Origin of the sequence: Rhodocytophaga aerolata (assembly GCF_030503435.1) — a bacterium.
In the GTDB taxonomy this organism is placed as follows: domain Bacteria; phylum Bacteroidota; class Bacteroidia; order Cytophagales; family 172606-1; genus Rhodocytophaga; species Rhodocytophaga aerolata.
In genome coordinates this window covers 152,757-165,904 of the sequence record NZ_JAUKPO010000006.1, presented here as the reverse complement: position 1 = coordinate 165,904, position 13,148 = coordinate 152,757, and the positions used below count along the sequence as shown (strand labels likewise).

General features: G+C 41.3%; 15 protein-coding genes. 6 read left to right on the top strand and 9 right to left on the bottom strand.

What is annotated here, in order from left to right; all coding sequences use genetic code 11:
* Positions 1-102: 102 nt before the first annotated feature.
* From Q0590_RS12905 to Q0590_RS12895, 3 genes are all read right to left on the bottom strand, one after another.
* Positions 103-762, bottom strand: a complete 660-nt coding sequence (locus tag Q0590_RS12905) for a hypothetical protein (protein ID WP_302037962.1) — start codon at positions 760-762, stop codon at positions 103-105.
* 165 nt (positions 763-927) lie between these two features.
* Complete coding sequence (locus Q0590_RS12900) at positions 928-1,359, bottom strand: DUF1573 domain-containing protein (protein ID WP_302037961.1); 432 nt, start codon at positions 1,357-1,359, stop codon at positions 928-930.
* Positions 1,360-1,482: 123 nt separating this feature from the next.
* Positions 1,483-2,901 (bottom strand): ATP-dependent DNA helicase, encoded by a 1,419-nt coding sequence (locus tag Q0590_RS12895; protein ID WP_302037960.1) that lies wholly within the window; start codon positions 2,899-2,901, stop codon positions 1,483-1,485.
* A gap of 210 nt (positions 2,902-3,111) precedes the next feature.
* Between Q0590_RS12895 and Q0590_RS12890 the strand changes: the two genes are divergently transcribed.
* From Q0590_RS12890 to Q0590_RS12880, 3 genes are all read left to right on the top strand, one after another.
* Positions 3,112-3,603 (top strand): NUDIX domain-containing protein, encoded by a 492-nt coding sequence (locus Q0590_RS12890; protein ID WP_302037959.1) that lies wholly within the window; start codon positions 3,112-3,114, stop codon positions 3,601-3,603.
* 156 nt (positions 3,604-3,759) lie between these two features.
* Positions 3,760-4,344, top strand: coding sequence for a hypothetical protein (locus Q0590_RS12885; protein WP_302037958.1), 585 nt, complete (start codon positions 3,760-3,762; stop codon positions 4,342-4,344).
* A 14-nt stretch (positions 4,345-4,358) separates the two neighbouring features.
* Entirely contained in the window at positions 4,359-5,252 is an 894-nt protein-coding gene (locus Q0590_RS12880) for a DUF3822 family protein (RefSeq protein WP_302037957.1), read from the top strand.
* A gap of 41 nt (positions 5,253-5,293) precedes the next feature.
* On the opposite strand, the gene Q0590_RS12875 is transcribed toward Q0590_RS12880, so the two are convergent.
* Positions 5,294-6,007, bottom strand: a complete 714-nt coding sequence (locus Q0590_RS12875; RefSeq protein ID WP_302037956.1) for an NUDIX hydrolase — start codon at positions 6,005-6,007, stop codon at positions 5,294-5,296.
* 165 nt (positions 6,008-6,172) lie between these two features.
* Here Q0590_RS12875 and pyrE point away from each other — a divergent pair, with 165 nt between their 5' ends.
* Entirely contained in the window at positions 6,173-6,814 is a 642-nt protein-coding gene (gene pyrE, locus Q0590_RS12870; protein WP_302037955.1) for an orotate phosphoribosyltransferase, read from the top strand.
* A 20-nt stretch (positions 6,815-6,834) separates the two neighbouring features.
* Here the strand turns inward: pyrE and Q0590_RS12865 are convergent, their stop codons facing one another.
* From Q0590_RS12865 to Q0590_RS12845, 5 genes are all read right to left on the bottom strand, one after another.
* A complete protein-coding gene (locus tag Q0590_RS12865; protein WP_302037954.1) occupies positions 6,835-8,505 on the bottom strand; it encodes a S8 family serine peptidase in 1,671 nt (556 codons plus the stop codon).
* Entirely contained in the window at positions 8,492-9,196 is a 705-nt protein-coding gene (locus Q0590_RS12860) for a hypothetical protein (protein ID WP_302037953.1), read from the bottom strand. The genes Q0590_RS12865 and Q0590_RS12860 overlap by 14 nt, the downstream gene beginning before the upstream one ends.
* 130 nt (positions 9,197-9,326) lie before the next feature.
* Positions 9,327-10,439: a tRNA 2-thiouridine(34) synthase MnmA gene (mnmA, locus tag Q0590_RS12855; protein WP_302037952.1), complete on the bottom strand. Its 1,113-nt coding sequence runs from the start codon at positions 10,437-10,439 to the stop codon at positions 9,327-9,329.
* Positions 10,440-10,533: 94 nt separating this feature from the next.
* Positions 10,534-10,776 (bottom strand): DUF6952 family protein, encoded by a 243-nt coding sequence (locus tag Q0590_RS12850; RefSeq protein WP_302037951.1) that lies wholly within the window; start codon positions 10,774-10,776, stop codon positions 10,534-10,536.
* A gap of 92 nt (positions 10,777-10,868) precedes the next feature.
* Entirely contained in the window at positions 10,869-11,186 is a 318-nt protein-coding gene (locus Q0590_RS12845) for a thioredoxin family protein (RefSeq protein WP_302037950.1), read from the bottom strand.
* A gap of 485 nt (positions 11,187-11,671) precedes the next feature.
* On the opposite strand from Q0590_RS12845, the gene Q0590_RS12840 reads away from it, so the two are divergent.
* Together Q0590_RS12840 and Q0590_RS12835 are read left to right on the top strand one after the other, a co-directional pair.
* Positions 11,672-12,103, top strand: a complete 432-nt coding sequence (locus Q0590_RS12840) for a T9SS type A sorting domain-containing protein (protein WP_302037949.1) — start codon at positions 11,672-11,674, stop codon at positions 12,101-12,103.
* A 497-nt stretch (positions 12,104-12,600) separates the two neighbouring features.
* On the top strand, positions 12,601-13,032 hold the full coding sequence (locus Q0590_RS12835) for a DUF3244 domain-containing protein (RefSeq protein ID WP_302037948.1): 432 nt from the start codon (positions 12,601-12,603) through the stop codon (positions 13,030-13,032).
* The last annotated feature ends 116 nt before the right edge of the window (positions 13,033-13,148 follow it).

Here is a 13,148-nt window from a genome sequence, read left to right as displayed (position 1 = left end):
CAAATAAATGAATGCTTGCTGCGAATATTAACAATTTATTGCCTTCAACCAAATTTAGCGTTAGTAAAGGTAAACCTGTTCCCTCTTTGGCTCACCTGGTTGTTAAACCCAATGTAGGGTGCCTGATTTTGAGCCGGAACCAAACAGGAAATCGCAGGCAGGATAGGTTACATGCATCGTTTCTTCATCTTCCCCATGCGGAATAGCCCCAGTTATTTTCAGGAAATGTATGGCATGAAAATCCAGGTAGGTATAAGCCGCATAATATACCTTGATGGCCTCCAGGACTTTATCAAAATACTGTTGTTTTTCAATAATGGAGGCAGTTTGATACGTTTTATAATAGGATACAAGAGAGGGAGCTAAATTTTCATTATACGTTACTGGTACAATGTATTCTTCCAGAGAAATGGTATAATAGGGTGCTAACAAAGATATATATACATGCAGATTGGTAGTCCTTTTCAGGAAAGAATCCTCCTGAGAGCCCAGCTCTACACAAAGCCATACACTTGGATACTGAATATATGCATGATCGTACACTGGCTTCTGAGGAAAAACTATCTGTAGGCGTTCAACCAGACTTGCCCAGGGTTCAAGTTTTTCTTCTTTAATCAAGGTATTTATTTTACTTTCCAGAATACTGCGTAACTCCTGATATCCGGGGTATTTTGCATTTAAATATGGAAGGCCTACAGGATAATACTGCTGAATAACCTGTAACAGCTTATATTTCAATTCTACACTTAACATATCTCTCATACTAATCTGGAATAGGCTATTCTACGGAAGAATATACAAAAGTTACTTGTTCTTAGCAACGTTGCCTGGTAAATATACCATACGTAATACCTGCCTCTGGTGAATCTGCCTATAAGCAAAAAGCCCTTCGTTGGAAGGGCTTTTAGATACTTGCATAAGTTAATGTTATTTCTGGCTCTGCTTGGCTGATGCATCAGATTTAGCAGGAAGCACATTTGTCACAATAGACACTGTTTCCATACCGCCATTGTAATACACAGAAATTACTTTGTTTTGCTGACCCATTTTACCGGCACTATTGAATGTAGCCGAAACTTCGCCGGTTTTGCCTGGAGCAATGGGTTCTTTAGTCCAGTTAGTAGCTGTACATCCGCAGGTAGTCTGTACATTGGAGATTACTACAGGCTCTGTACCAGTATTTTTAAATTTAAAGGTGTAATCTACTTTGTCGCCTTGCTTAATATCGCCGAAGTCATGTGTTTTTTCTTCAAAGGCAATTTTAGCTGCGGAGGCTTTGGCTTGTGTAGCAGGTTGATTCTGAGCCAAGGCGGCAAAGGCAAAAAACAAACTACATACAAAGAGTGCAAATTTTTTCATAATTGTTAGTTTTAATAATTAATACAAATATATAAATAGGTATACGTTGCTGAAAACAGATTTTGCAAGAACCTTGCCACCAGAACGTAAGAAATTTTGAAATATTTCCTTTCGTAAGGTTATTTACGAAATAATAAAGAATTGCGGGTCAAAATTCATCAAAAATAATTCATTGGTTGCTCTCGTCATGGCTGTATAGAGCCAGCGCAAAAAGTCGGCATTCACTCCTTCCTGCGTCAGAAATCCCTGATCTACGAACACGGCATTCCACTGCCCACCCTGCGATTTATGGCAGGTAAGCGCATAAGCGAACTTTACTTGCAGCGCATTCAGATAGGGATCTTTTTTTATCACTTCGTTCCGCTCTTTTTTAGAACGGATATAGGCATAATCCGTCACTACATTGTCGTAAAGCTTTTTATTATCTTCCTGGTTTAAAGCCGGTGCGTAAGAATGTAAGGTATCTAATAAGATTTTTGCTTCAAATTCTGGTTGTTCCGGATAATCGATCAGCCGGAGTTGCAGATTAGCAAACCGGAAGCCATACATATTTTCTGTACTCCGCACCCGCATAATTTCCACAAAATCACCATTGGCCAGAAAGCCTGCCGGGGCTCCTTCATCTAAGGTAGTGTAATTGTTACGCACCACCATTAATATATCTCCTACATCAATCTCATTCTCCGTAAAATGGATAGTCCGGCGGATGTACTGGTTGTACTGGGTAGCAGCTTTGTTTGACCGGCAAATGATAATGGTGTTTTCCGTACCATATTTGTTGTAGGCATACCGGAGGCCATCTTCCAGTTTTTCACTGGTCATCCGGTAAATGTCAGGAAAATATTTGGTATGCAGTTTAACATCCGTAGAGTTTTGCAGCAATACATTCCGCAAGGCAGTGGCGTTGATCAGAATACCCGATTGCTCGTCTTGCCGCATTACCTCTTCCAGCTCTTTCTCTAATACACTTACATCGAAATTGAGCTTTAAATACTCACTATCCAGTGCTGGGCTCAGAATACGGCCTACTGGTGGTAGCTGAGCCGCATCGCCAATCAGCATTAATTTGTTGCTTTCATCTTCAAACACATAGTCTATCAGGTCGGCTAACAGACCATTCCCGCCAATAAAATCTGTTTCATCAGAAATCATGGAGGCTTCATCCACCACAAAAATGGTATTAGTGTGGTAATTTTTCTGCCGTTCAAATACCAGATTGCCAGTATACGGATCTGCCTTTTGCCAGTAGACTTTTTTATGGATAGTAGAGGCTTTTTGCTTAGAGTAATTGGTCATTACTTTAGCGGCCCGGCCGGTGGGTGCCAGCATCACATATTTGTAGCCGAACTTGCGAACTACCTCTATCAGGGTGCTTACAACGGTTGTTTTTCCAGTACCGGCAAAGCCTTTCAGCAGAAATACCTGCCGGTATTTTTCTTTTTCCAGTATGAAATATTCCAGCAACCTGAACAGATCGGCCTGGCCTTGTGTAGGAGTAAAGGGAAACTTTTTGGCCAATAGCTGGGCCGGAGATACTTTCATAATGCGTCTGATACTGGCAACAATCTGAAGTGTATAGCGTACGTGTGTGCAGCTAGGATGTAGGCTTGCGCAAAGCAAATTTACTCATAATTACCTTCTGATTGTAGTGCTGCACCGGTAAAATATATGGATGCCGCTCTTATAATGGATAAGTAATTTACTAATTTGGCCGGTGTATATACTTACTTTATTTGTTCAAAAATAAATACTATGCAAGATATTCATCCGGAAGTAGTACAGGCATTTGGCAACAGAGTGCGGGTACGGGTGTGCGGCATCCTGATTGAAAAGGACAGCATACTTCTGGTAAATCACCGTGGATTAAATAAATCAAATCTGTTTTGGTGCCCTCCAGGTGGAGGCATTCAGTTTGGCGAATCGGCAGCGGAAAGCCTGCAAAGAGAATTCAGGGAAGAAACCGGGCTGGAAATTGATGTACTAGATTTTTTATGTGTGAATGAGTACAGCAGCCAGGCGTTGCAGGCGGTAGAATTGTTTTTTCTGGTAAGGCGCACCGGCGGGCATATAGCTACCGGAACCGACCCAGAACTGAAACAGCAGATTATCAGAGAAGTAAAGTTTATGACTATACAGGAAATTCGAAATTATCTGCCTGCGGAAGTGCATAATTTGTTTAGCTACTGTAGCACGCTGGCTGATATTTACCAGTTAAAGGGTAACTTTCTCACAAAAAATGCATAATTCTTACCCGGCATATTAAGACTTATTGCCGGACCGAAAAGCTTGGCTATTTCTGATTTATTGAAATTTTTCTATTTATAGTATTGCTTTTTCCGTAAAAACAGAAAATTCTTTATATTGCATACTAAATTTTATACTTGCAAAACCTACACTACGATGACCAAGACAAAGATTTTTACTTATGTACTTTTAATCCCCATTCTTTTTTTAGCCTACAAAATATATGATGGCATCCGGGGACCTATCATGGAACAAAGAAGAATTGCATCAATAGAAGCCCGCGTGATTGACAAACTAAAAATGCTGAGAAATTTACAGCTTGGCTTCTATTCGGTACATGGTAAATATGCCGGTAGCTGGGATGAACTAACCAATTTTATTAAAAATGACCGCTTTCTAAACATACAGCGCACAGAAACCATCGACAGCGTAGATTCACGTGGCATAGAATATACAAAAGTAAAGTTTGATACCTTAGGTACTGTACCTGTAAAAGACTCGTTATTCCCTGCCAGCCGTTACCCGGATTTCGACCCTAATTCTATTTCTGTAATCCCGGGTAGTGGTGGTAAAAAATTTGAGATATATGGTGGCCGGGTAAAACGGAATAACCTGGAGGTAGATGTGTTTGAGTTCAGAGACCCAGCGCCAGTTAACCCCCAACGAAGAAGAAATAATAATGAAAATGCGTTAAAAGTAGGTTCTAGAGAAGAAGCAAGTACAGCTGGTAACTGGGAATAATTATTTTAGCTAATTTGAGCACAACAGGCGTAAAATTTAAACAGATTCAAAGTGTAAAGGACGACGAATTCAACGTCGATTCTATACCTGAGTATACTCTTTCTATGCAAATCGGAAACAAAAGTTTCCGATTTTGCATACTAGACACCCGTGTTAACAAATGCCTCTGGCTGGAAGATTATAGCTTTTCCTCTATCCTTTTTACCGAACAATTGCTCGACCAGCTCAACCTGATTTTCGACGACCATATGGTGTTGCAGGCAGGCTTCTGGCAAAACATTTTTTTATCTTTCCAGAATCAGCATTTTACGCTTATTCCGGAAGCCGTATTTAAGCCAGAACAAGCTGCTGATTACCTACAGCTTGCCGCTGATACCACTTCGGAGCCTATGGATGTGCAGTATTACAAACATACCAGCTCAGGTATGGTGAATGTGTTTGCTGCCCAGCGGAAATCAATAGAATGGTTTAAAGCAGTTTATCTAAATAAGCATATTCAGCTGGTTCATCATACAAGTGCCTTTATTGAGGGCTTAAAGTATAATAATGCATCTTTAGCAAAACCCTCCCAGGCGTTATCCATCCTGATAGAAGAATCGTATTTGACCATTGCCTTGGTAGACGGGCAGCAACTGGAGTTTTGTAACACCTATTATTATACCAGTGTACAGGATTTTGTTTATTATACAATGCTGGTGATGCAGGAACTGAAATTAAATCCGGAAACCTGTAAGGTAATTCTGTATGGGGGTATCAGCCATGATTCAGCCATATTCAACACCTTGTACAAATACATCCGGAATGTAAACTTCGGAGCCAAGCCCAAACATTTAGAGTTCGGCTATAAGTTTGATGAAGTGCTGGACCACCGCTATTTCAGCATATATAATATTCACTTATGTAAATAGCTGCTTAGCTGATAAAAATAAGAACTGTTGAAGTTCCGCAGTTAAAGCCATCCTACCTGATTATTGTTTCCTTCCTGCAAAGCCTTTTGCTGTTGAAAATATTTATCAACTACATAGTTAATAGAATGGTAGGAGTTAGCTAATAATATTTTAGCCTGCTCCGGATCTACCCAAATTAATTGCTCTATATCTTCTTCTAGCTGTGGTTTCATGGCTGAATCATCCAGACAAGTCATGGCATACCATTTCGTTTTTTTCATAATACGGTTGCCATTCTGCATATATGTATGCCAGGTAGAACATACTTTATGCTCCAGCTTCACTTTTACATTGCACTCTTCTTCTACCTCGCGTACGGCTCCAATTTTAGATTTTTCATCTTTATCTAGCTTGCCTTTAGGCAGATCCCATTTTTTTAGCCGGTACATTAACAATATGCGGTCGTCTTTACTAACAATGCCGCCCGCCGCCTTTATTATTTTAAAATGTTTTTTTACTGCCCTTACTAATTCCTTTTTATTGGCCGTTGCAAACGTTATGGACTGGAGCTTTTTGAGCTTTTTTACACGCATTAATGTAAAAATTTTGTACAGCAGCACAACCGTAGGTTCTACCACCAATACATGTCCTTTTAACAGGGGTGCTTTTACAGCGGTCAGTTTGCCATCTACTACAGACGAATACTGGTTCGCTAAATCCAGGTACTTATCTGTTTGAATGAACTTTACAGGCTTATCATTTATAAAAAGATTCATGTAGATGGGCTTTACCTGAAATATGAAGTTTGGTTTATCAGTCTTTGCAAAAAAATGCAATTATTTGTTCTATTACAAATGCTTAGCCGGTGCAAAGTAAATTTCCTGCACTTCTGCCTCCGGATAAGTTTTCTGATTTATACGATAATTAATTAATTTCGCTGCATGCATACCACCACCAATACCGCCAGACAGATAGCAGCTATTTTGCTACAAGCCGGGGCCGTTCAGTTGAGACCCGATTCTCCATTCACCTGGAGTTCCGGTTGGAAATCGCCTATTTATTGCGATAACCGGGTAACGTTATCGTATCCGGAGGCCCGTACATTCATTAAACAATCGTTAGTACACCTAATTCAGGAAGTATACCCACAAGCAGAAGCTATAGCAGGGGTAGCCACAGCCGGTATTCCTCAGGGAGCCCTGGTAGCAGACAGCCTAAATCTGCCATTTGTCTATGTACGGTCTAAGCCCAAAGAGCATGGCATGACCAATATGATAGAAGGAAAAGTAACTGTTGGGCAAAAAGTAGTGATTGTAGAAGATCTTATTTCTACTGGCGGCAGCTCTCTAAAAGTAGCGGAAGCTCTTCGGGAGGCAGGCTTTGAGGTATTAGGAATGGTGGCAATTTTCACGTATGGGTTTGATACGGCCAAGCATAATTTTGAAGCCGCCCATGTAAAACTGTCTTGCCTGAGTAATTACAGCAGTTTGCTGGATGAAGCTGTCAACCAAGGCTACATTACGTCAGCAGATATTGCTTCGCTGGAAGAGTGGCGCAAAGATCCGGCAAGCTGGAAGAAATAATGGAAACTGGTTGGTGCAAGCTACAATTTCACAACTTTACCAGTCCATTTAATACCTGGAGAAGTTACCCTGGCAACATAGGTACCCCGCGTATATAGCTTATTCAGTCGAAGCGTATTTTCTACAGATGCCTTGGCTATGGTTTGTTTGTCTATCAGTTTACCACTTGCATCGAAAAATTGAATACTAACCGCCTCATTTTTAAACCGGGGATTAATCCACAAGGTGAGGCTGTTATCAGAAGCAGGGTTAGGCCAAATACGGCAAATCTCCTGGGCATGCTTTATGTCATTCTCTGCCAAGGCAGCTGCTTTGGAAAAATCAGGTATGCCATATCCTAACAGAGAATCAGGTTTGGTAGCCTGGCTTGCCGATTTTTTTAAGTAGCTGATTACTTCCATATTCGTTAGCTGCGGATACGCCTGCCAAAAGCCAGCTACCATCCCGGCCAGTACCGGAGAGGAGTAGGAAGTACCATTCGAAGATACCGTGCTCCCGGAAGCAGCACTTAAGGCGGTGCCTCGTCCCTGAGCAGCCAGGTCAGGTTTAACACGCCCATCGGCTGATGGTCCGCGTGAACTGAAAGATGCATATAGGCCGTCCCGGTCTACGGCGCCTACTGAGAGCACAGAATCGGCATCGGCTGGCGCAGCAATAGTTTGCCAGGGGTCATTCCCTTCGTTGCCTGCACTCACAACCACCAACATACCCGTAGCAGCAGCTATATCGGCAGCACGGGTAATTAGCGCTGTATTTCCATCCATGTCTGCCTGGCTGTAATTCATACGTGGGTTAGAAAAATAGTTATACCCTAACGACGAGTTAATCACATCTACACCGGCACTATCTGCATATTCTGCCGCCATCAGCCAGTTAATTTCTTCGATCCGGAACTCAGATGAAGCATCTTCGGTACGGAAAAGCAGGTAGTCGGCCTCGTAAGCAGTACCAATGATTTCGCCAGGTACATACGCCCCCATCGCTGAAAACACCCGTAAGCCATGTTCATCGTCTTCAAACACACTTTCTTCCTTGCTTACAAAATCGTAGGTAGCCAGCACGCGGTTGTTTATAAACAGATGCGTAAAAGCCGGAAGGCTATTAGCATTTTTAAAGCCGGAATCAAATATAGCTATCCGCATCCCTTGCCCGGTAAACCCTTGCTCATGCATTTTATCAGCTCCTATCATAGTTACCTGGGTGGCTGAAAAACCGTAATCCAGCGGACTGGCTTGATTTTCTTTTGTAGTATTTATTCGGGCGGAAGAAGGTTTGGGTATGGAATTATGCCGTTGCTGACTGAGCCGGGCTCCACTTACTGGTGGCCAGTTGGCTGCGTCTTGTTTTTTTACAAAATTCAATGTGTTAATCTGTGCCAACTGGGCTGAATCAGCCTCTATGAGGGCAGCATTCATCCATCTGGAGGTATACCATACGGTAGCGCCTAGTTGCTGCACGGTCTGTACATACCCCGGATTTACAGGCAAGTCGCGTAGGGTAATGTCAATTGCTTGTTTTAGCCGGCGGTCTATAGATTTTTGAGAAAGAAAGGCACTAGGATCGGAAAGAGAAAAGGGTGAATTGGCTTTGTCAGTAAACTCAATAAAATACTTAGACTTTTGTGCCCATACCGGAGAGAAAAGTAAGCTTAGTAAAATAATCAGCCAACATACCTTTTTACTCTTTTCCATAGTTTAATAACTTCTGATATAATTGAACACCGGCTTGTATGTCGCCCAGCCCCTCACAAATGTTATTGGTTTGCCGGTAATCTACCAATATTTTTTCTTTATAAATCAGGCCAATATCTTGTGCATATACTTCATATACCCGTTTCATATTACAAGCGCTGGAATCATTTACCTGCATGACTGTGGCCGTAGAAGTATAGGGCTGATTGGCAATGGTAAAAGGTTTAGCCACCTGACTAAACTCATATTCGTCTGCCCCTAACTCGTTCAGCACATTTCCGTTCCATTTCTGGCTCTCTTCCACCGGAAAAATCAGCTTTACAAACGACCGGTTGTTTTCTGTACGAATAGCCCGGTTGGCTGTCCGCTTGGCCACCCACACAGAATCGAGTTCCCAGTCAGCGGTGGTGTTTTGCCGGCTATAACGCATTACCTTAAAAGCTTCTTCATTGCTCAGGTCTCTAAACTGCTCGGCTATTACTTCTTTTATCTGATAATTTCTGGTAACAGGAGTAGATGTTAAACTATATATAGTTTCTTCCACCTCATATATAGCAAAGCTTTTTTCTTCTAACGGAAAATACGTATATCCTAGCCTGGCAGCATCAGGCTCTACGGTACTGCTACTGCAAGAAGATACAATCCATACAATACTGAGATAAAATAATACAAATGCCCCGTATTTAACCATAAGATACTGAATAATATACTAGTTGAATCTACAATATGGGCATACGCGGGAAATTTATTTTTATGATTTGGCATAAAACCTCACAAGTGTGAAATACATGTGAGGTTTTTTATCAACTACTTATCTGGCATTAGTCAGCATCTTGCCGGAAGCTGGCGGTAATCCAGCCACCCCCAATTACATCGGAGCCTTCATAGAAAACAGCGGCCTGGCCTGGTGCAATGCCATTTACTCCTTCATGGAACAGCACTTTCATTTTATCACCTACTTGTTCAATTAAAGCAGGCGTGCCGGCATCTTTATACCGTACTTTAGTAACCGTTTGGGTGGGTTTACCTAGCAGATCAGCATATTTAACCATATTCAATTTGCTCACCCACATACCATCGCGGCTTAAGTCTTTATATTGGCCTAAAACCACCCGGTTTTTTTCTTTCTGTATTTCGGTAACAAATACTGGATACCCCAAGGCTATACCTAAGCCTTTCCGTTGCCCGATGGTATAGAAAGGATAGCCTTCATGTTTGCCTACAATGGTACCATCTTCCAGTACAAATTCGCCGCCAGCTACTTGTTTTTCCAACCCTTCTACCCGTCTCTTCAGGAAACCCCGATAATCATTATCAGGCACAAAGCATATTTCGTATGACTCTGATTTATTTACCAGATCAAAGAAGCCTCTTTCCATGGCCATTTCCCGTATCTCGGTTTTGCGCAGGCCACCCAGCGGAAATATAGTCCTGCTCAGGCTCTGTTGTGAAATACCCCATAAGGCATAGGACTGGTCTTTGTTCTCATCCAGACCTTTGGAGATTACATACCGGCCATTTTCTTCACGGATATTGGCATAGTGGCCAGTGGCAATATACTCGCAGCCTAGTTTGTCAGCACGGCGCAGCAACGCATCCCATTTGATATGGGTATTGCATAGCACACATGGATTAGGCGTACGGCCTTCCAGGTACTCGCCTGTAAAATGGTTAATTACATAGTCGCCAAACTCTTCGCGTATATCCAGTATATAATGCGGAAAGCCAAGGCTCACCGCCACATTCCGGGCATCGTTAATAGAATCCAGGCTACAGCAACCAGTCTCCTTTCTGGAGCCGCCGGCGGTGGCATAATCCCATGTTTTCATGGTCATGCCAATTACTTCATAGCCTTGTTCGTGCAGCATAACCGCCGCCAAAGAACTATCTATGCCCCCACTCATGGCTACCAGAATTCGTCCTTTTTTGCTCATAACTTGATAATGATGAATGACTATAGAAGAATGATAAATGAGCTGCAATTAAATTTTATATAGGCACAAACCATTCATCTGCTAGTCTTAATTATTAATTGATAGATTCTCTTACTTTTTGGGTGTATTCCCGCAGCGCTGTTTTAAAATCCAGATTGGCTTCTTGCATACGTTCCAGAATCCAGATGGCAGCAATGGCATGTGTTAACTGTTCGCCTTCATCACTACCTTCTATTTCAATGGGCAAAGGCTGTTCTTCTAAAATAGCTTGCTCAGCAGCCTGCAATTCTTCAATGGTACAACTTTCAACTAATTTTTTTATAACAGGGATCTTCATATCTCTAGTATTAATTGGGCAATGAAACTAAACTGCGCAGATAGCAACAAAACCTGTACTTTCTGCAATAGTTAGTTTATGAGTTATCAGTATTAATTCAATTTATTAATCAGTTCTACCAACGCATCTTCTTTGCTGGTAGCCACGGCCTCTACTAACTGGCCATTCTGGAATACAGCAAAATACGGCAGATTTGTTACGCCGGCAGTCTTTCTGGCTACCGGACTTGTCTCCGCATTTACGTCCAGAAAGGTAATATCTGTGAACCTGCTGTCGCTGGAAAGCCGGTTAAACTTAGGTGCAAATAAACGGCAGCTTCCGCACCAGTCTGCATAGTATTTTACAACAACTTTTGGATGATTTGCAAGTTGCTCAGTAAACTCAGCATCCGTAACTTTTTGTACAGCCATATTAGTCAATTTAAGTAAGGTATGTATGGATCATTTTATGAAATGCAAAACTACCCAATATCTGTAAATAATACTATTTGCTTAGGAGAGCAACATACCAAAAAGTGCTTTTGTTCATTCCGACACGTTAAATCAACGCAGATGCCGCCAATAATTTCTTCATTTTTGTAATCCGCTGGATTCACACTATTTTTTCAGCTCAATCTATTACTTCTGCCTCATCAGGTGTTCGGTAGTGTACACCTATCTGTTCATAAACGAACACTAGCGGGGTGTATCAGAGCAGGTTACTCAACAACTGCTTTCCTGAGCAATTGGCTTTAAAGCCAGAAAACAACCATTTATCCTTTGTCCTTACCATTCATTTATTTCCTGTAAGCTTTTGGTTACTTGATGGTCTTATCTGCATCAAATGGTATAAAATTTACAAGTAGTAAAACAACAAAAAATTAATAATCAACAACTTAACGTATAACAACAAAATCATGAACACTTTATTTTCTAGCATATCTGCCAATAATTTCCGTAAAGCTTTTGCTGCTGTGGCCTTAGTAGCGGCTGTAGCTGTAGCGCCAGCTGTATCTGCTCAATCCGTTACCGCCCAGGATAATGCACCTTCTATCACCAAAGCTGCTGATGAGTTTCAGGCCTTTGTTCACCCGGTAGAAAACTCAGTGAGTATGAAAGTTCACTTTGTTAATCCAGAGAAAGAAAATATTATCGTCACCATTTATAACCAAGACAACGACATTGTATACCAGAAGTTTCTAGGAAAAGATGCTATATTCCATGGTAAGTTCGATTTGTCTAATCTGTCGGATGGTGTATATACCGTGAAAGTTGGTAACAAGAAAGAAACTTATTCCCGTAATCTTTCTATTCAGACGCAGCAAGAACGTTTTGCTTCTGCCCGCTAATTACTAATTGATAGAGGCCGGAATTTGTCCAGATCTATTCAATAAGGTAGTGCAGGTTCAAACTCTTCTACTCCTTACTTATATATATTTTAAAGCGCATGTTTGCAGATTTCTGGCAATACATGCGCTTTTTTATTATCCTGGTTTACCAGGCTTTGTTAAATAGAAACTACCCGATTGTTAGCCGACTGCATTCTCTGATAAATAATTGAGCAACTGATTTTGTCTCATACATAATTAGCTGTTCACTAGTGTACACTACTTGTTCGTTACCGGACACTTATTCCCTATTTTCCTCAAATCCAGATTGCTTATTTATGTACCGTGTGGATAATGGCTATCCGGAAACTACCGCTTATCTATTCTATCTTCCTTTCATTTATTTCCGGGGTTCTTTTAGTTGCAAAACACTCAATTGTATAAAAAGTGGTATAATATTTACTTATAGTATAATACAAGTATCTAAAAAACAACCACTTAACAAACTATATACAATTATGAAAACAATCTTTTTTGGCATCGCCGGAAATAGTTTCCGTAAAGCCTTTGCTGCTGTGGCCTTAGTAGCGGCTGTAGCTGTAGCTCCAGCTGTATCTGCTCAATCCGTTACTGCCCAGGATAATGCACCTTCTATCACCAAAGCTGCTGATGAGTTTCAGGCCTTTGTTCACCCGGTAGAAAACTCAGTGAGTATGAAAGTTCACTTTGTTAATCCAGAGAAAAACTATATTACCATTTATGTGTACAATGAGAACGGAGAGTTGACCTACAAAAAATTAATAGGCAAAGAGGCGATCTATCATGGTACATTCGATATGTCTAAACTAAACGATGGAGAATATACGATAAAAGTGGGAAGCCGCAAAGATACCTACAGCAGAACACTTACCTTGGAAACCGAGCAAAAACGCTTTGCCCTAGTGGAGTAATCATAGCTACACTTCCTTGAGTTTACCAAAATAGTTTCTTTCGTTTATATCTAACGAGCACCGTGGATTTCTTCCGGCGGTGCTCGTTTAGTTAAATCTTCTCTACTTAGCCTGAA